This is a genomic window from Kribbella sp. NPDC059898 (genome assembly GCF_042730855.1).
In the GTDB taxonomy this organism is placed as follows: domain Bacteria; phylum Actinomycetota; class Actinomycetes; order Propionibacteriales; family Kribbellaceae; genus Kribbella.
Map to the genome: position 1 here is coordinate 429,678 of NZ_JBHWKR010000002.1, position 17,867 is coordinate 447,544.

Below are 17,867 nucleotides of genomic sequence, written 5' to 3' on the forward strand. Positions count from 1 at the left end.
GCGGGGTGCTGGGCCTCGGGGATCACGTCGCGATCAGGCGCGGCGTTGCGTCGCCCAGTCGCGGATCAGCTCGATCCGCTCCTTCAGCTGGATCGACGACGCGTGCGCTGCCGCCGGACCGCCGAGTTTCCGCCGCAGATCGTTGTGGATAACCCCGTGCGGCTGGCCGGTTCGGTGGTGCCAGGCGGCGACCAGGCCGTTCAGGTCGCGGCGGAGCAGCGCGATCTGCTCGTGGGTGGCCAGCTCGGTCGGCGTGGGATCCTCGCGGTCGGCCGGCCGTTGCGACTTCTTCTGCGCGGCGAGCGACTTCTGCTGCCGCTTGTGCAGCAGTTCGCGGACCTGGTCCGGCTCCAGCAGACCGGGCAGCCCCAGGAAGTCCAGCTCCTCGTCGGACGCGTTGTCGCCGCCGGTGCCGTAGTCGCCGCCGTCGAACACGACCCGGTCGAAGCTGGCGTCCGACCCGAGCGCCTCGAAGTTCCCCTCGAGTTCGTCGCTCGCGCCCTCGGCCTGGTTGGCCTGCTTCAGCAGGTCGTCCTCGAGCGCGAAGATGTCGCCGTCCTCGTTGCTGTTCTTCCGGCCGAGGACGTGGTCACGCTCGACCTCCATCTCGGCCGCGAACCCGAGCAGCCGGGTCACCGACGGCACGAACACCGACGCCGTCTCACCCCGCTTCCGGGCCCGGACGAACCGTCCCACGGCCTGCGCGAAGAACAGCGGCGTCGACGTCGGCGTCGCGTACACACCGACCGCCAGCCGCGGTACGTCAACCCCCTCGGACACCATGCGTACGGCGACCATCCAGCGCGACTCGTCCTCGGAGAACTTGGCGATCTTCTTGCTCGCCGCCTTCTCGTCCGACAGCACCACCGTCGGCGCCTCCCCGGTGATCTCGCGGAGCGTCTTCGCGTACGCGCGGGCCGTGTTCTGGTCGCCCGAGATGACCAGCGCGCCGGCGTCCGGCATGTGCCGCCGTACCTCGGTCAGCCGCTTGTCCGCGGCCGCCAGCACGGCACCCATCCACTCGCCCGTCGGGTCCAGCGCGGTCCGCAGCGCCTGCGCGGTCAGGTCCTTCGTCAACGGTTCGCCGAGCCGCGCCGCGACCTCGTCGCCGGCCTTGGTCCGCCAGCGCATCTCGCCGGAGTACGACATGAAGATGACCGGCCGTACGACGTGGTCGCGGAGCGCGTGACCGTACCCGTAGGTGTAGTCCGCCTTGCTCCGGGCGACGCCGTCGTGGCCCGCCTCGTAGGTGACGAACGGGATCGGGTTGTCGTCGCTGCGGAACGGCGTACCGGTCAGGCAGAGCCGGCGCGCGGCGGGCTCGAACGCCTCGCGGACGCCCTCGCCCCAGCTCAGCGCGTCGCCGCCGTGGTGCACCTCGTCGAGGATCACCAGCGTCTTGAACCGCTCGGTCCGGACCCGGAAGGCCAGCGGGTTCACGGCGATCCCGGCGTACGTCACCGCGACGCCCTGGTAGTCCTTGTTGGTCTTGCCGCGGCGCCCGGCGAACGCGGGGTCGATGGCGATCCCGGCCCGGTCCGCGGCGTCGGCCCACTGCACCTTGAGGTGCTCGGTCGGTGTCACCACGGTGATCCGCTCGATCACCCGCCGGTGTAGCAGCTCGGCGGCGACGGTCAGCGCGAACGTCGTCTTACCGGCGCCCGGTGTCGCGACCGCGAGGAAGTCCCGCGGATTGGTGTCCAGGTACTGCTGCAGCGCTTCGGCCTGCCAGGCGCGCAGCTTGCTCGCGGTACCCCACGCCGCGCGGTCCGGATAGGCCGGTGGCAGGACAGCAGGATTGGCCGGCACGTGCGAATCCACAGACAGCTACTCCCCCGAAGGTCGACAGTGTGCCGGGCAGGAAGGTTACCTGACGCACGTGACAACTGCGGGGTGCCGTGTCGGGGTACGGGCGATCTGTGGAGAAAGTTCCAGGCCGGCTGGTGACACGTCCTACACTCGGGGGTATGAGTACTCAGCTGACCCCCGGCGCGGAGACGGTTGTCGACGAGCGGACCCAGACCTCGCCGGCCGAGCCTGGCGATCACGAGCGGTTCTCGCACTACGTGCCGAAGGACAAGCTGACCGAGGCGATGGTGATGGGCACGCCGGTGGTCGCGCTCTGCGGCAAGGTGTGGGTGCCGAGCCGCGACCCGCAGCGCTTCCCGGTCTGCCCGGAGTGCAAGGAGATCTGGGACTCGCTCAACCCCGGTGACGACGGCGACGGCGACGAGTAGCCGTCAGTTCTGCGTCGGGTCGTCGGGGTAGGTCGACACGTAGGCCATCTGGTCGTTCTGGCGGCGGAGCACCCGCCGCCACAGCGTGTCCGGGTCATGGCCGAACACGTCCGCCGGTTCGGACTCCACGACGTACCAGGCGCCCTCGGCGATCTCGCCCTCGAGCTGGCCGCTGGACCAGCCCGCGTACCCGGCAAAGATCCGCATCCGGGTGATCGCGCCCTCGAGCAGCTCCGGCGGTACGTCGAGGTCGACCAGCCCGATCCGCCCGTAGCACTCCCGCCAGCCGGGCGGGTCGGTGTCCGCGACCACCTCGGCGACCGCGAGCGCGCTGTCGGTACCGACCGGGCCGCCCATGAACAGCACGCCGGGCTCGTCGACGGCCGTCGACCAGTTCGGCAGCACCCGGTCCACGGACAGGTCCGCGGCCCGGTTCACCACCACCCCGAGCGCGCCGTCGTCGTCGTGGTCGAGCAGCAGGATCACCGAGCGACGGAACGGCGGCTCGTCGAGCAACGGGGTCGCCACCAGCAGCGATCCGGTCAGGGTCGAGACCGTCATGTCTCCATCATGGCGTACGGCGGGGCAGCCGCGGCCGCTTTACCGTCGCCAGCCACGCACCCAGCGCGACACCGGCCAGGTCCGCGAGCGCGTCGAACGGGTCGCCGTCGCGCTGCGGCAGGAACCAGTGCTGCACCAGTTCGCTGACCACCGCGTTCGCGGCCAGTGCCCCGAGCAACCAGCGCGCCGGTACGCCGACCTTCAGCCCGGTGAACGCCACCGCGCCGAACAGGACGCAGTGCGCCACCTTGTCGAGCTGCGGGATGCCGAGGTTCGGACCGGCCTCGCGCGGCGCGTAGACGCCGTACAGCTGCAGCGCCACCGCCGCGACGAAGGCGATCCGCCAGGCCCAGACCGAGACCTGGGAGGTGTTCTCCGTGGTGACCGTCACAGGGCGGGCGCGTCGTCCGGGAAGTTCTCGTGCGCCGGGGCCTTGCCGCCGGCCGCGTCCCGGACCGCGTGCGCGACCCGGGTGTGCACCTCCGGGTGGAAGACGCTCGGCACGATGTACGTCGCGTTCAGCTCCTCGTCCGTGACCACACCGGCGAGCGCCTTCGCGGCGGCCAGCTCCATGTCGACCGACACCTTCGACGACTGCGCGTCGAGCAGACCGCGGAACACCCCGGGGAAGACCAGCACGTTGTTGATCTGGTTCGGGTAGTCACTGCGCCCGGTGGCCACCACGGCAGCGTGCTCGCCGGCCTCGCCCGGGTCGACCTCCGGGGTCGGGTTCGCCAGCGCGAACACGATCGCGCCGTCGTTCATCGTGGCGATGTCGGCGCCGTTCAGGATGTTCGGGGCGGAGACGCCGATGAACACGTCGGCACCGGCCAGCGCACCCTTCAGGTTGCCGCTGTACTTGGCCGCATTGGTGTTCTCCGCGATCCAGCGCAGCTCCGGCGACAGGCCTTCACGCTCGGTGTGGATGACGCCGTCGATATCCGCGACCACCGCGTCCTTCACGCCCGCGAGGAGCAGCAGCTTCAAGATCGCCGTACCGGCCGCACCGGCGCCGGACAGCACCACGCGGACGTTCGTGATGTCCTTGCCGACCACCCGGAGCGCGTTGAACAGCGCCGCCAGCACCACGACGGCCGTACCGTGCTGGTCGTCGTGGAAGACCGGGATGTCCAGCTCCTCACGCAGCCGGGCCTCGATCTCGAAGCAGCGCGGCGCGGAGATGTCCTCGAGGTTGATCCCGGCGAACCCGGGCGCGATCGCCTTGACCACCTGGATGATCGCCTCGGGATCCTGGGTGTCCAGGCACAGCGGCCAGGCGTCGATCCCGGCGAACCGCTTGAACAGCGCGGCCTTGCCCTCCATCACCGGCAGCGCGGCCTTCGGGCCGATGTTGCCGAGGCCGAGGACCGCCGAACCGTCGGTGACCACCGCGACGCTGTTCCGCTTGATGGTCAGCCGGCGGGCGTCGTCCGGGTTGTTCGCGATCGCCAGGCAGACCCGCGCGACACCCGGCGTGTAGATCATCGACAGGTCGTCGCGGTTGCGGATCGGGTGCTTGGCCTCCATCGAGATCTTCCCGCCGAGGTGCATCAGGAAGGTCCGGTCCGAGACCCGGCCGATCTCGACGCCCGGCACGGCGCGCATCGCCTCGACCAGGCGGCCGGCGTGCTCGGTGTCGGCCGCGGCACAGGTGACGTCGATCCGCAGCCGCTCGTGGCCGGACGCGGTCACGTCGAGCGCGGTGACCAGACCGCCGGCCTGCTCGACCGCGGTCGTCAGCTTGCTCACCGTCGAGCCGCCCGCGGGCACCTCGAGGCGAACGGTGATGGAGTACGAAACACTCGGCAAGGCAGTCACGCGGGTGATCCTCTCATGTCACTGGTAAGGCGTGGCGGTTCCGTACGTTAAGAACATGGGTAATCCATTACTCGGCGCGCTACTGTTCGGTCGGGAAGGGGTGTGATCGTGCCGACTGTCAGCGACGTGGCCGCGCGCGCCGGGGTGTCGACGGCGACCGTGTCCCGGGCGCTGAACGGCAAGCCGACGGTCGATCCCGACCTCGCCGAGCGGGTCCGGGCCGCGGCCGCCGAGCTCGGGTACCGGCCGAACGGCCCGGCGCGGAACCTGCGCCGCCAGGAGGCCGCGGTGGTCGCGCTGATCATCTCCGACGTCGAGAACCCCTTCTTCACCGCGATCGCCCGCGGGGTCGAGGACGTGGCGCACGAGGTCGGGTACTCGGTCGTGCTGTGCAACTCCGACGAGAGCGTTGCAAAGGAACGCCGGTACCTCGACGTCGCGTTGCAGGAACGGGTCGCCGGGGTGATCCTGTCGCCGAGCGGGCCGGAGTCGTCGGTGGCGCAGCTGGCGTCGCTGGGTACGGCGTACGTCGCGGTGGACCGGCCGCTACCGGGGACGGACAGCGACGTGGTGCTGGTCGACACCCAGGCGGCCGCGCGCGAGGCGACCGCACATTTGGTTGCCCAGGGCTACGAACGGATCGGGTGCATCACCGGCCCGTCCGGAGTGCGGACCGCGGACGACCGGCTGGCCGGATACCGGGACGCGCTGAAGGCGGCCGGACGGCGGAGTACGACGAAGCTGGTACGGCGGACCGAGTTCAAGGCGACCGGGGCGCACCGGGCTGCGCTGGAACTGCTCGCGCAGCCCGAGCCGCCGGACGCCCTGCTGATCGCGAACAACGCGATGGCGGTGGGGGTGCTGCAGGCGCTGCAGGAGCGCGGCGTCCGGGTGGGCCGGGAGGTCGGCGTCGTCACCTTCGACGACGCCCCGTGGGCAGCGTTGGTCGACCCACCGCTGACGGTCGTCGCCCAACCCGCCTACGAACTCGGCGCCGTAGCCGCCAGCCTCCTGCTGGCAAGGATCGCCGACAACACCCGCCCACCCACAGCCACCACCCTAGGAGCGCGCCTGATCCCCCGAGCCAGCTCCCTCCGCGGCTGATCTGCTGGTGTGGGGAGGATTTCTTCCCTGTCCGGGGGCAAAATCCTCCCCAACTCGTCAGCCGTTGGGGTTTTCCTCGGCGTAGATCTTGGCGGCGTTGGACGGGTCGATCAGGCGGGTCGGGAGGGTCTGGGTCTTCTCGATGGTGCCGCAGTCGATCAGGAGCTTCTTCGCGGCGGCGATCGCCTCCTTCCCGTTCGTCGGGTACGTGAACGTCGCCGACAGCCGGCCCTGCTCGACCGCCTTGATCCCGCCCGACGGGATCGGCAGCGCGTCGATCCCGGTGAACTTCATCTCCTTCTCCCGCCCGACCGCTTTCGCGGCCAGGTACGCGCCCTCCGCCATCGGGTCGTTGTGCGAGAACACGACGTCGATCTTCGGGTTCGCCTTCAGCAGCGCGTCCATCTGCGACTGCCCCTTCTCCCGCAGCCAGTCACCGCTCGCCGACGCGATCACCTTGACCTTCGGGTTCCCCTTGATCCCCTCGACGAACCCCTCGTGCCGCTCGGCCTGCGGAGTCGCACCGGCCAGCCCCTTCAGCTCGACGACGTTCCCGCCGTTCGGCAGCAGCTTCTCCGCGATGTACTTCCCGGCCTCGCGGCCGATCTGCACGTTGTCGCCGCCGATGAACCCGGTGTACGCGTCGCCCTCGACCTTCCGGTCCAGCACGATCACCGGGATGCCCTTGTCGTACGCCTTCTTCACCACGGCGGTCAGCGGCTTCGCCTCGTTCGGGCTGATGATCAGCAGGTCGATCTGCTGGGTGATGTAGTTCTCCACGTCCGCGACCTGCTTGGCGTTGTCCTGCGCCGCGTCCGCGAACTTCACGTCGAACTGCGGCACCTCCTTGGCCGCGTTCCTGATGTCGTCGTCCATCCGCTGCCGGTACGGCTCGGCGACGTTCGCCTGGCTCATCCCGATCGTGTACTTGCCGTCGGCCCCTTTGCACGACTTCGACGCACCGGGCGACGAGCCCGCGGTTCGTTCGTTGGTGGTTCCACAGCCGGCCAGTACCAGGACGGTGACCGCGGCAACTGCGAGCGGCAACTTCATGACAAACCTTCCTTACGACGTGGGGCGGAGACGTTGCAGCGCGGCGGCGGCAACGATCACCAGTCCCTTGATCAGGAGCTGGATGTTGGAGTCGATGTTGTTCAGGGCAAGGATGTTGTTCAGTACGCCGAGCAGCAGCGCGCCGGCCACCGTCCCGGCCACCGAACCGCGGCCGCCGGCGAGGCTGGTACCGCCGATCACCACCGCGGCGATCGCGTCCAGCTCGTAGCCGATGCCGTCGTTCGGGCTGCCCTGGTTGAGCTGGACGGCGTGCACGATGCCGGCCAGCGACGCGAGCAGCCCGCAGATCGCGAACACCGCGACCTTGACCCGCACGACCGGTACGCCGGACAGCCGCGCGGCCTTCTCGTTGCCGCCGACGGCGTACAGGTGCCGGGAGAACGCGCTGACCCGGAGGAACACCACCGCGGCGGCCGCGACCACGGCGAAGATGATCACCGGGATCGGCACCAGGCCGCCGAAGGTGCGTTCGCCGAGCAGCGCGAAGGACGCCGGCGCCTCGTTCGGCCCGTCGCCGTACGCGATCGCGACGCCCTGCCCGCCGGACCAGATCCGGGCCAGGCCCCTCGCGATCTGCAGGCCGGCCAGTGTCACGATGAACGACTGGATCCCGAGCATCGCGGTCGCGATCCCTTGCAGGGCACCGAACACGAGCCCGATCGCGAGCACGAGCACGACCGAGGGCAGGAAGCCCCAGTTGTCCTCGACCATCAGTACGGCGGACCCGACCGCGGCCAGGCCGAGCACTGCGCCGACCGACAGGTCGATGCCGCCGATCAGGATCACGAACGTCATCCCGACCGCGATGATCCCGATCTCGGACATCGCCCGGACCACGTTCGCCAGGTTGTCCGCGCTGATGAACAGGATCTCGCCGTTCTTCCGCGGCGAGAACACGATCGCGGCGATGAAGACCGCGATCAGCCCGAAAACGCTCTGGAACCGGAACAGTGTCGCGGCCACGGACGTGTTCTCAGCCGGGGTCACCTTGTCCTGCACAACGTCCGTCACTGCATCGCTCCTTGTCCCATCGCGGCGGCCAGCAGATCCCCTTCGCCCGAGTGCGCCGTACTGAACGACGCCACGTCCCTGCCGTCGCGCAGTACGACGACGCGGTCGCAGACCCCCACCAGTTCGGGGAGTTCGGACGAGGCGAGCAGTACGCCGATGCCCTGCGCCGCGAGCTCGCCGAGCAGCCGGTAGATCTCGGCCTTGGCGCCGACGTCGACGCCCCGGGTCGGCTCGTCGAGGAGCAGCAGCTTCGGCTCGGTGAGCAGCATCCGGCCGAACACGACCTTCTGCTGGTTGCCGCCCGACAGCGTGCCGACCTCGTCCTGCAGCCGCCCGAACTTCAGCCGCAGCCTGTCCGCCATCGACGCCGACGCGGACCGTTCCAGCCGGCGCGCGACCACCCCCAGCCGGCCGTACGCACCGAGACTCGAGACGACCGTGTTCGCGAGGATCGAGTGGAACAGCACCAGCCCGGACGCGCGCCGGTCCTCCGGGACGAACCCGATGCCGTGCGCGAGCGCCTGCCGCGGGCCGCGCGGGCGGATCGGCTTGCCCTGCAGGAGAATCCGGCCGGTCAGCGTGCCGCCGGGCGCGACGCCGTACAGGGTCTCGAGGAGTTCGGTGCGGCCGGCGCCGAGGAGCCCGGCGAGGCCGACGATCTCGCCGGCGCGGACGGTCAGCGAGATCCCGTCCGGGTCGCGGCGGCCGGGGCGTACGGCTCTCAGCGCGAGGTCCTCGACCCGGAGGAGTTCGTCGCCGGTGTCGTTGTCGGGGGTGCTGAACATGGTCTGCACCGGGCGGCCGACCATCGCCTCGACGACTTCCGCCGTACTGAGTTCGCGGGGGTCGAAGCTGGTGACGATCCGGCCGTTGCGGAGGACGGTCGCGCGGTCGGCGACCTGGGCGATCTCCTCCATCCGGTGCGAGATGTAGACGATGCCGACGCCGCTCTGCCGGAGTTCGCGGATCACGTCGAAGAGCCGTTCCACCTCGGAGCTGGTGAGCGCGGAGGTCGGCTCGTCCATGATCAGCACGCGGGCGTCGAGCGAGATCGCCTTCGCGATCGTGACGAGCTGCTGCTCGCCGACGCGGAGGTCGCCGACCGGGCGGCGCGGGTCCAGGCTGACGCCGCTGCGGTCGAGGAGTTCCCTCGCCTCGCGTTCCATCCGGCGACGGTCGACGGTCCGGTACGGCGTCCGCAGCTCGCGGCCGAGGAAGATGTTGTCCGCGACCGACAGCGCCGGGACGAGATCCAGCTCCTGGTGGATCATCGCGATCCCCGCCGACTGCGCGTCGGTCGGACCGTTGAACCGGACCGGGCGGCCGTCGATCGCGATGCTGCCGTCGTAGTCCGTGACGTCGCCGGACAGGATCTTCATCAGCGTGCTCTTCCCGGCCCCGTTCTCGCCGAGCAGCGCATGCACCTCACCGGCGCCGAGCACAAAGTCCACCTCATGACAGGCCCGCACCCCGCCGTACCGCTTCCCGATCGCACTCATCGTGACGAGGTCCGGCACCACAGCACCTCCACGATTCGGGCGAGTAATCGATTTCCCGGACGCTAGACGGGTCCCTGGCGTCCGTCAACCCCTCACCACGCCAACGGTCCAACCCGTGACGCACCTGCGAACGCACCGGCAGCTATTCGACCCGGATCGAAAGGTGTGCCGGATCGCCAGGCCATCACAATCGGTCGCCGGAGCCCACGCCACGCCTGCGGGCGGCGACCGCACGCGCATTGTGATGGCGTGGCGGTTCGCCTATTCCTCGAGCCAGGCGCGGACCGACTCGTTGTGCTCGCCCAGGCGGGGCGGGGGGAGGTTGGTTTCGCGGGCGCCGGCGTACGGGTTGTCGTCGAAGCGCAGCGGTGGGCCGGGGAGCTGGATGGTGCCGAGGGTGGGGTGGTCGACGTCGATCAGGAGGCCCTGGGAGCGGGTCTGTTCCCAGTCGTAGACCTGCTGGAAGTCGCGGACCTTGCCGGCCGGGATTCCCTTGTCCGCAAGGCGTTCCAGCCACGTGTCGGCCGAGTCCCCGGCGAAGGCGGTCTCGATGGCGGCGGTCAGTTCGTCGCGGTGGGCGACACGCGCCGGGTTGGTCGCGAAGCGTTCGTCGTCCGCGTCGAGGCCGACGATCGGCGCGAACAGCCGCCACAGCCCCTCGCTGCCGACCGCTACCTGCACGATGTCGTCGCGGGTGCGGTAGAGCCCGTACGGCGCGATCTGCGCGTGGTGGTTGCCGACCCGCTCGGGCAGCTCGTGCGCGACCGTCCATTTCGTCCCGTGGAACGCGTGGACGCCGACGACCGCCGCGAGCAGGCTGGTCCGGACGACCCGCCCCTTGCCGGTGATCGCTCGCTCGTGCAGGGCGGCCAGCGCACCGTACGCGCCGTACATGCCGGCCAGCAGGTCGGAGATCGGGGCGCCGACCTTCGTCGGTTCGGTCTCGCCGGTGATGCTCATCAGGCCGCCCTCCCCCTGGGCGATCTGGTCGTACCCGGCGCGGCCGCCTTCGGGGCCGTCGTGCCCGAAGCCGGTGATCGAGAGGATCACCAGACCGGGATTGAGCTCGTGCAGCCGCTCGGTGCCGAACCCGAGGCGGTCGAGCACGCCGGGGCGGAAGTTCTCGATCAGTACGTCGGCCTTGCGGACCAGCTTGGCGAGGAAGTCCTTGCCTTCCTCGGACTTGAGGTCCGCGGTCACCGACTCCTTGTTGCGGTTCGCGGACAGGTAGTACGTCGACTCCCCGTCCACGAACGGCGGTCCCCAGCCCCGGCTGTCGTCGCCACCGTTCGGCGTCTCGACCTTGATCACCCGGGCGCCGAGATCCCCCAGCATCATCGCCGCATGCGGCCCGGCCAACGCGCGGGTCAGGTCAACTACGACGACGTCCGAGAGAAGGTTCTGCACGGAGTCGAGCGTAGGCGAGTACGCCGCGGTGAGCCGTGACGAGACTCTCAGGCGGAGGCCTTGCGGGCGAGGGAGGCGAGGCGGTGGGTGACGTCGCGGGGGCGTTCCTGCATGAGCATGTGGCCGGCGCCGGGGTAGATCCAGAGGCGCGCGGTCGGGAGTTGGGCGGCCATCCGGTTCGCGTGCCGCGCCGGGAGCAGACGGTCGCGGGTGCCGTGCATGATCTCCACCGGCAACTCCTCCAGCACCTTCAGCGCGTCGCCGCGGTCGTGCTCGAGCATCGTCTCGAAGAACCCGCCGTACGACGCCCCCGGCACCACCGCCAGATCCTCCAGGAACAACTCCACCTCGGCCGGATCCACCTTCTTCCCGAACACCACCTGCTTGAGCGCGGGCCGCTGCAGGTTGGCGGCCAATCCGGTTCCGGTGGTACGAGCGCGCCGGTCGACTCTTCTACCCACCGCGTTCAGCACGCGGGGGGCGATCCGGGCGGCCGTGGGGTCGAAGCGGGCGGGCATGCCGAGGGCGCCCTCCGTGAGGTGGCCGGAGGTGGTGCTGACCAGCGCCGCGGCGCGGATGCGGGAGCCGAACAGCTCCGGGTAGCGGTCCGCCGCGGCCATCAACGTCATACCGCCCATCGAATGGCCGGCGTACACGACCGGTCCGTCGCCGACGACCTCGTCGAGGACCGTGACCAGGTCGTCGGCCAGCTGGTCGAGCCGGGTCGACCCAGCGGGCGCGGCATCGGAGCGCCCGTGGCCGCGGTGGTCGTACGTGACGACGCGTACGGCGTCCTCCCCGAGGATCTGCGGCAACCCCTCCACCTGGTTGTGCCAGGACCGGGTCGAACACGTCCAGCCGTGCACCAGCAGCACCGTCACCGGTGCGTCGGCCGGACCGGTCACCTCGACGTTCAAGCGCACTCCGTCAGGGGTGGTGACCCCGGAGCGCTCCAGCTGGATCGTCACGCGATCTCCCGTTCTCGATCATCGGCATTGCTCAAGTGGGCGGCTCGGAGACGTCCGCCGCGGGCGCCGCGCCCGACCAGCCAGGCGATCCCGGCCACCTCGAGCAGCCCGACCACGGCCAGCAGCGCGTACCCGCCGTTCCACATCCATCGTGGCACGTCGGTCCGCTCCTCGCGCCGCAGCACCTGCTGCTCGTCGACGAACTCGACCGTCTGCCCGTTCGACACCTGGACGGCGGGTTTCGCGATCGCCGCGTCCTCCGGCGCGTACACCCAGGCGGCGACCATGTCCCGCTGCCCCTGGTGCAGCCGCACCATCGACTTCCACTTCCCGTACATCGGCAGCGCGTCCCGCGACCGGTACGTGCCGTCGGCAACCTTCTCCATCGGGTGGTACACCAGCCCGCCGCCCTGCCAGGCGAGCGCCTCGAACCAGCGCGCTCCGTCGGCCGCGTCCGCGGGCGTGAGCGAGATCGTGACGTACGCCGTCGGCTCGGCCCCCGTGGCCACCCGCTCCAACGACACGACCCCGCTCACGCCCGGATCCGCGGACCGCGGTACGCAGAAGAACACCGTCGCGGCGACCGCGACGAGTCCGACGGCGCCGAGCTGATGGGTACGCCGGACCGCGACCGTCCGGATGTGCTTGATCCCGATCGCGCGCTGCTCGCCGGCGACCTCGGCGTACCGGGTCGCCAGCCAGGCTCCGACGAGACCGGCCCCGGCGCCCACGATCACGCCGTAGCCCAGAGCGGCCGGCAGCATCGACGACGGCCAGGCGATCGGCATCCAGACGTGACTCCAGGCGTACTCCGCGACCACGCCGACCGTTCCGATCAGCACGCCGGAGACGAGGCCGAGCCGGAACCGATTCTTGGTGCCGAGGGCGAACGCCGTCACCTCGACGAGGACCGCCTCGACGATCAGCAGCGGGAAGTGCCCGACGATCTGCCCGAGCGGCTCGGCCACGGCGTACGCGATGCCGCCGCGGATCACCAGGTACACGCCCAGGGCAACGAACGTCGACCCCGGACCGCGCCGCGCCCGCAGGATCGTGAACCCGAGCGTCGCACCGAACGCGATCAGGATCGGCTGCAGGATCAGCGGGAACTGCGGTACGCCGTAGTTGAACTCGGTGCTGAACAGGTCCCAGGCGATCAGCAACGCACCGACCGACACCATCTCCTGGAACACGCGGCGCTTGTTCGCGCCGGCCAACTGCTCGACCTCGGCGATCGCGAGCAGCCGGGCGAAGATCGAGAACACCACGCCGCCGATCATCAGCAGGTGCGTCGGGCCCCACAGCGTGACGTCCTCACCGAACAGCCGGTGCCAGACGTCGTCGAGCGGGAACCCGACCAGCGCGAACGTCCCGCACACCGTGACCAGCGCCGCGCTGCACGGGATCCGCCAGCCCTTCGTGAGCCGGATCGTCCGGGCGGGCAGCGGCTTGCGGGCGAGCGCGATCGGCAGTACGCCGGACACGATCACGCCGAGGATGCCGAAGAAGATCGGGTAGTGCGCCGCGGTCCCGAACGGGCCGGTGTCGCGGCCGCGGTCGATGTGGATCGCGATGTCCCACCAGACCCCGAACGCGCAGGCGAGCAGCGAGACCGCGTGCAGGTACGGCGTGAGCGCGGCCCATCGGGGGACTCCGTCCAGTCTCCCGATGGTGTCCGCGAACCTCCCCACCAGGGTCTCGTGGCCGGTGCGTTCGCGCCACAGGAGCACGGCGAGTGCGAGGTACAGACAGCCGACCACGCCGGTGACGATGGCGATCTGGTCGAAGGTCGCGGTGCCGGTCGTGGCCAGCGGGACTGCCATTGGCGTACTCCTTCGGGACCTGAGGCATGCGCCATGCGGCATGTTACATCCGCTATGTAACGTGAAGTCTGGAAGACTGTCAAGGGTGGAAGCGGAGCTCACTGTCGACCAGCTGGCCGCCAAGGTCGGGATGACGGTCCGGAACGTGCGTGCGTACGCCGGGCGCGGGCTGATCGCGCCGCCCCGGCTGGTCGGCCGGACCGGGTACTACGGACCCGATCACGTGGCCCGGCTGACCCTGGTCCGCGAGCTGCTCGACAAGGGCTACACGCTGGCCGCGGTCGAGCGGATGATGGCCGAACTGCCGGACGGCGAGCTCGCGCTGGGCGTGTTCGAGACCCTCGTGAATCCGTGGACCCCGGCGGAGCCCGAGGTACTCGACGAGCTCCAGCTGGCCGAGCGGGCCGGCGTACCGCACGATCCCGCGGTGATCGAGCAGATCGTCGAGCTCGGCATCGCGGAACGGCTGCCGGACGGCCGGCTGCGGATCCCGAACCCGGACCTGCTCCGCACCGGCCTCGAGGTGATCAAACTCGGCGTCCCGATGCAGGCGATCTTCGAGATGCTGCCGAAGCTGTTCACGCAGGCCGACGCGGTCGCCAAGACGTACGTCGAACTGTTCCGCTCGACCGTCTGGCGCGACTTCACCAAGGCCGGCATGCCCGCCGACGGCTGGCCCGGCATCCAGCGCACCCTCGAAGGCATCATCCCCCTCGCCGGCCAGGCCCTGGTCGCCGCCTTCCGCGAGGCAATGGCCCGCGAAATAGAACAGGTCGCCTACGAAGAACTGGGCCTCAGCCCCGACAACCTGCCTTCCACCGGATAGGACCCCGGCTTCCTCCCCTAGTGAAGATCAGGGTGCGGGTAGGTAGTTCTCCGCATGTGTGAACCGGTCCTCATGCGCGAGCGTGTAGCTATCAGGACAGACACCCAGGCAGGAGGAAGAGGATGCGCCAGATCCAGATCCGTCGGCGGCCGAGCATCAGGACGACCCGGCAGGAGCAGAACCGGACCCTCGACCTCCGGACGCCGTCCGGACGCAAGCTTCCGTTCTGAGCGCCCGTCATGAAGCTCAGACTGCACGTCCACCATGTCCACACCGGCGGCTGGTGTGCCGACATCGACGACGACAACGACCGACAGCCCGACGACCCGTACTGGTGCGTCGACGCCTGGCCGACGTTGGAGTCGGCGTTGGCCGCCGGTTGTGCCGAGCTCGCCAAGCTGGTGGCCACCGCCCAACTGCCGCGCCTGAGCGGCGCCTACGAACCGGTGCTGGCTGCCTGAACCAACGGGGAACGGGGTGAGGTCCGGCGAACCGCAGGGGGTTCTCCGGACCTCACTTGTTCGGCAGGTCGCCGAGGTCGGCGTCCCAGTCGTCCTCGTCGTCGGTGACGCTCGCCTCGTTGCGGCGGGCGATCCGGATGAACGCGATGATCAGGAAGACCGGGCCGAGAACCATCGCGGCCTCGGGGATTCCCCCCATGTGCAGCGCGATCATGACGCCGTCACCAGCGCGATCCCACCTGCGGTGAACGCGACCATCGCGGCCAGCATCGGGTACTGCGCCCGCCGCAGCTGCCGGCGCCGGAACAGCGCCGTCGCCCGGTCGTGCGCCGCCACCACGCCGAGCACATGCCCGAGCACGATCGCACCGATCTGTACGGCGGCGATCAGCCCGGTCCCGAGGAACGTGTAGTCGATCCGCGTCCCGCGCGTCCCGAACAGATCCCACCCGCGCCCGAACGGATCGGTCGCGAGCAGCCAGCCGTCCTGGCCCTGGAACATCGCGAACGAGAAGTAGTGCGCGACGGCGTACCCGATCGCGATCGGCACCAGCGAGTGCACGAACGCCCCAGGCAGCCCGGCTTCACCGAGTGCTCCTGGGCGGATCTGGGCGGCGCCGGTCGTGCGCGCGGCGAGCAGGAACAACCCGGCGACGACCGCGACCGCGACGATCAGCCCGAGCGTGTAGACGACAAGGTGCTGCGGGCGGCTCAGCTCGCCGGTGCGCTGCGACCACGCCGACCAGCGGGAGATCCCGTCGAAAGCCGTTGACCCGAGCAACAGACACAGCAGCGCGACGATGCCCCGCCGCTGCGGCAGCGTCGCCAGTCCGGCGAGCGGGTTGCGCAGTACAAGCTGACCGTCCGAGCGGCCGAGCGGACTCAGCCGCGCGAGTACTTCGGCGTACACCTCGAAGCTGTCGCCGATCGGGAACCAGGCCGGTCCGTACACGATGCCCGCGGCAACATTCACGACGGCGTACGCCGTGACCGCGATCGCGACCACCCGCGGATCCGAGCCGTCCGGGTACACGAGTTCCAGCCAGAGGAACCCGGCCAGCCCCGCCACAGCCGGCCAGTACGCGATCCGGCGAGGCAGCGGCCGGTACGACGTACGCCGGACGAGCCCGGCGATCGTCCGCAGCGGGTTGGCGAGCCGCCAGATCGGGCCGCAGACCAGGGAGAGCGGGATGATCCCGACCCAGATCCACACGTACAGCCAGGTCGGCGCGGGGTTCTGCTCGGGGCTCCCGAACCAGGCGGCGCCGAGCAGGACCGCCAGCGCCGCGACACCCAGCACCTTGAGCACGATGCGAACAATCGGATTGTCGGCAATCCTCGTGGCGGCGGTCAGCGGTGCGCCCGCGGTCCCCTCGAACCGCGGGCGCGACCAGAACGCGGACAGCGCGAAGAACGACACCGCGACCGCGGCGCCGGCGGAGTAGATCGCCAGCCACAGCGGTACCGGCAGGTCCCCTCGACCGCCGATCCCGTGCAGTGGCAGCAGCTGGACCACCACGCGGCGCGCCTCCGATCATTCGACCGGATGAATGTAACACGCACGATGTCACATAGCGAGCGTCTGATACTCCGAGGCATCGAACCGCCGGGTCAGCTGCCGGAACCGGAACGTGAACGACGGCCAGAGCGTCGTGTTCCGGCCCTCCGCATCGAGGTACCAGCTGCTGCACCCGCCCCGCGTCCAGACCGTGTTCCGCATCGACGACCGGACCCCGTCGACGAACGCGCGCTGCACGTCCCGCCGTACCTCGACCTCTTGCAGCCCCTGCGCGTCCATCGTCTTCAGCGCGTCCACGATGTACGCGATCTGGGACTCGATCATGAACACCATCGAGCTGTGCCCGAGGCCGGTATTCGGGCCGATCAGCAGGAAGAAGTTCGGGAAGCCGTTGATCGCCGTACCGAGGTGCGCCTCCATGCCGTCGGCCCACGCCTCCCGCAGCGAGACACCGTCGCGGCCGTGCACCATGTCCATCACCGGCAGGTCGGTGACCTTGAAACCGGTGCCGTAGATGATCGTGTCGACCTCGTGCTTCACGCCGTCAGTGGTGACGATGCCGGTCGGCGTCACCTCGGCGATCGCGTCGGTGACCACCTCGACGTTCGGCCGCGCGACCGCCGGGTAGTAGTCGTCGGAGATCAGCACCCGCTTGCAGCCGAGGGTGAAGTCGGGCGTGAGCTTGGCGCGCAGCAGCGGGTCGCGGACCTGATGGGCGAGGTGCTTCTCGGCGACCTTCTGCGCCTGCTTCATGATCGCGGGCAGCTTCGCGAACCCGAGCACCATCGACTCGCGGCCCCAGTAGATGCCGGCCCGGATCGCCTTCTGCACCAGGGGGAAACGCCGGTAGACCGCCTTCTCGGCGGCCGAGATCTTCCGGTCCGGCCGCGGCATCACCCACGGCGGCGTCCGCTGGAACAGGTGCAGTTCCTCGACCTCCGGCTGGATCGCCGGCACGAACTGGATCGCCGACGCGCCGGTGCCGATCACCGCGACCTTGCGGCCGCTGAGGTTCAGGTCGTGGTTCCAGCGGGCGGAGTGGAAGACCTCGCCCTCGAAGTCCTCGATCCCGGGCAGCTTCGGGGACGACGGTTCGGCCAGCGGGCCCATCCCGGAGAGCAGGATGTCCGCGGTGAACGTGCCCTGGCTGGTCGTGATCTGCCACTTGCCGTCCACCCGGTCGGCGGTCTCGACGGCGTGCCCGAAGCGGATGTGCGGGCGGACGCCGAACGCGTCGGTGACCTTGCGGAGGTAGTCCTCGATCTCGGGCTGCGGCGAGAACGTCGACGACCACTCCGGGTTCGGCGCGAACGAGAACGAGTACAGGTGCGAGGGTACGTCGCACCGGCAGCCCGGGTAGGTGTTGTCCCGCCAGGTGCCGCCGACGTCGTCCGCGCGCTCCAGGACGACGAAGTCGTCGTACCCGGCCTGCTTCAGCCGGACCGCCATTCCGATCCCCGCGAATCCGGTGCCGACCACCACGATCCGGTGCTGCTCGCTCATCCTGGCCTCCTGCTTCGGCTCGAACTTACTCCCAGTAAGTTACTCGGAGTCAGTTAG

General features: G+C 69.9%; 17 protein-coding genes. 4 read left to right on the top strand and 13 right to left on the bottom strand.

All coding sequences use genetic code 11. The annotated features are described in order from the left end of the window. Positions 1-33 precede the first annotated feature (33 nt). Positions 34-1,821 (bottom strand): DEAD/DEAH box helicase, encoded by a 1,788-nt coding sequence (locus ACFV9C_RS07615; RefSeq protein ID WP_380191451.1) that lies wholly within the window; start codon positions 1,819-1,821, stop codon positions 34-36. A gap of 146 nt (positions 1,822-1,967) precedes the next feature. On the opposite strand from ACFV9C_RS07615, the gene ACFV9C_RS07620 reads away from it, so the two are divergent. Then, the gene (locus tag ACFV9C_RS07620; protein WP_380191453.1) at positions 1,968-2,237 is read left to right on the top strand and encodes a DUF3039 domain-containing protein; all 270 of its coding nucleotides are present in this window, start codon (positions 1,968-1,970) and stop codon (positions 2,235-2,237) included. Positions 2,238-2,240: 3 nt separating this feature from the next. Here ACFV9C_RS07620 and ACFV9C_RS07625 read toward each other — a convergent pair whose 3' ends face one another. Genes ACFV9C_RS07625 through ACFV9C_RS07635 form a run of 3 tightly spaced genes read right to left on the bottom strand, consistent with a single transcriptional unit; the run spans position 2,241 to position 4,616 of the window. Beyond that, a complete protein-coding gene (locus ACFV9C_RS07625) occupies positions 2,241-2,798 on the bottom strand; it encodes a YqgE/AlgH family protein (RefSeq protein ID WP_380191455.1) in 558 nt (185 codons plus the stop codon). Positions 2,799-2,805: 7 nt separating this feature from the next. Continuing rightward, positions 2,806-3,189 (bottom strand): VanZ family protein, encoded by a 384-nt coding sequence (locus tag ACFV9C_RS07630; RefSeq protein WP_380191457.1) that lies wholly within the window; start codon positions 3,187-3,189, stop codon positions 2,806-2,808. Then, positions 3,186-4,616 carry an NAD-dependent malic enzyme gene (locus ACFV9C_RS07635; RefSeq protein WP_380191459.1) on the bottom strand — a complete coding sequence of 477 codons (1,431 nt, stop codon included), beginning with the start codon at positions 4,614-4,616 and terminating at the stop codon, positions 3,186-3,188. The genes ACFV9C_RS07630 and ACFV9C_RS07635 overlap by 4 nt, the downstream gene beginning before the upstream one ends. Positions 4,617-4,724: 108 nt before the next feature. Between ACFV9C_RS07635 and ACFV9C_RS07640 the strand changes: the two genes are divergently transcribed. Further along, a complete protein-coding gene (locus ACFV9C_RS07640) occupies positions 4,725-5,720 on the top strand; it encodes a LacI family DNA-binding transcriptional regulator (RefSeq protein WP_380191461.1) in 996 nt (331 codons plus the stop codon). Between the two features lie 57 nt (positions 5,721-5,777). On the opposite strand, the gene ACFV9C_RS07645 is transcribed toward ACFV9C_RS07640, so the two are convergent. The 6 genes from ACFV9C_RS07645 to ACFV9C_RS07670 form a co-directional block, all read right to left on the bottom strand. Continuing rightward, entirely contained in the window at positions 5,778-6,773 is a 996-nt protein-coding gene (locus ACFV9C_RS07645; RefSeq protein WP_380191463.1) for a substrate-binding domain-containing protein, read from the bottom strand. A gap of 12 nt (positions 6,774-6,785) precedes the next feature. After that, complete coding sequence (locus tag ACFV9C_RS07650; RefSeq protein WP_380191465.1) at positions 6,786-7,805, bottom strand: ABC transporter permease; 1,020 nt, start codon at positions 7,803-7,805, stop codon at positions 6,786-6,788. Then, positions 7,802-9,322, bottom strand: coding sequence for a sugar ABC transporter ATP-binding protein (locus tag ACFV9C_RS07655; RefSeq protein ID WP_380191467.1), 1,521 nt, complete (start codon positions 9,320-9,322; stop codon positions 7,802-7,804). Before ACFV9C_RS07655 ends, ACFV9C_RS07650 begins: the two co-directional genes overlap by 4 nt. 243 nt (positions 9,323-9,565) lie before the next feature. Continuing rightward, positions 9,566-10,711: a CaiB/BaiF CoA transferase family protein gene (locus ACFV9C_RS07660; RefSeq protein WP_380191468.1), complete on the bottom strand. Its 1,146-nt coding sequence runs from the start codon at positions 10,709-10,711 to the stop codon at positions 9,566-9,568. A gap of 47 nt (positions 10,712-10,758) precedes the next feature. Then, entirely contained in the window at positions 10,759-11,679 is a 921-nt protein-coding gene (locus ACFV9C_RS07665; RefSeq protein ID WP_380191470.1) for an alpha/beta fold hydrolase, read from the bottom strand. Beyond that, on the bottom strand, positions 11,676-13,502 hold the full coding sequence (locus ACFV9C_RS07670; RefSeq protein ID WP_380191472.1) for a hypothetical protein: 1,827 nt from the start codon (positions 13,500-13,502) through the stop codon (positions 11,676-11,678). The genes ACFV9C_RS07665 and ACFV9C_RS07670 overlap by 4 nt, the downstream gene beginning before the upstream one ends. Before the next feature lie 85 nt (positions 13,503-13,587). Here ACFV9C_RS07670 and ACFV9C_RS07675 point away from each other — a divergent pair, with 85 nt between their 5' ends. Both ACFV9C_RS07675 and ACFV9C_RS07680 read left to right on the top strand, forming a co-directional pair. Beyond that, on the top strand, positions 13,588-14,328 hold the full coding sequence (locus ACFV9C_RS07675) for a MerR family transcriptional regulator (RefSeq protein ID WP_380191474.1): 741 nt from the start codon (positions 13,588-13,590) through the stop codon (positions 14,326-14,328). Positions 14,329-14,567: 239 nt separating this feature from the next. Then, positions 14,568-14,789 carry a hypothetical protein gene (locus ACFV9C_RS07680; protein ID WP_380191476.1) on the top strand — a complete coding sequence of 74 codons (222 nt, stop codon included), beginning with the start codon at positions 14,568-14,570 and terminating at the stop codon, positions 14,787-14,789. 52 nt (positions 14,790-14,841) lie between these two features. Here ACFV9C_RS07680 and ACFV9C_RS07685 read toward each other — a convergent pair whose 3' ends face one another. The 3 genes from ACFV9C_RS07685 to ACFV9C_RS07695 are packed head-to-tail and all read right to left on the bottom strand — an operon-like array spanning position 14,842 to position 17,810. Continuing rightward, on the bottom strand, positions 14,842-15,003 hold the full coding sequence (locus ACFV9C_RS07685) for a hypothetical protein (RefSeq protein ID WP_380191478.1): 162 nt from the start codon (positions 15,001-15,003) through the stop codon (positions 14,842-14,844). Further along, complete coding sequence (locus ACFV9C_RS07690) at positions 15,000-16,307, bottom strand: hypothetical protein (protein WP_380191480.1); 1,308 nt, start codon at positions 16,305-16,307, stop codon at positions 15,000-15,002. Before ACFV9C_RS07690 ends, ACFV9C_RS07685 begins: the two co-directional genes overlap by 4 nt. A gap of 48 nt (positions 16,308-16,355) precedes the next feature. Then, on the bottom strand, positions 16,356-17,810 hold the full coding sequence (locus ACFV9C_RS07695) for a flavin-containing monooxygenase (protein ID WP_380191481.1): 1,455 nt from the start codon (positions 17,808-17,810) through the stop codon (positions 16,356-16,358). Between the last annotated feature and the right edge of the window lie 57 nt (positions 17,811-17,867).

What these genes read in the sequence shown, in the direction of transcription:
- ACFV9C_RS07620 (WP_380191453.1), top strand. Translation starts at nt 1,968, where the DNA reads ATGAGTACTCAGCTGACCCCCGGCGCGGAGACGGTTGTCGACGAGCGG.
- ACFV9C_RS07625 (WP_380191455.1), bottom strand. Translation starts at nt 2,798, where the DNA reads ATGACGGTCTCGACCCTGACCGGATCGCTGCTGGTGGCGACCCCGTTG.
- ACFV9C_RS07645 (WP_380191463.1), bottom strand. Translation starts at nt 6,773, where the DNA reads ATGAAGTTGCCGCTCGCAGTTGCCGCGGTCACCGTCCTGGTACTGGCC.
- ACFV9C_RS07670 (WP_380191472.1), bottom strand. Translation starts at nt 13,502, where the DNA reads ATGGCAGTCCCGCTGGCCACGACCGGCACCGCGACCTTCGACCAGATC.
- ACFV9C_RS07680 (WP_380191476.1), top strand. Translation starts at nt 14,568, where the DNA reads ATGAAGCTCAGACTGCACGTCCACCATGTCCACACCGGCGGCTGGTGT.
- ACFV9C_RS07685 (WP_380191478.1), bottom strand. Translation starts at nt 15,003, where the DNA reads ATGATCGCGCTGCACATGGGGGGAATCCCCGAGGCCGCGATGGTTCTC.
- ACFV9C_RS07695 (WP_380191481.1), bottom strand. Translation starts at nt 17,810, where the DNA reads ATGAGCGAGCAGCACCGGATCGTGGTGGTCGGCACCGGATTCGCGGGG.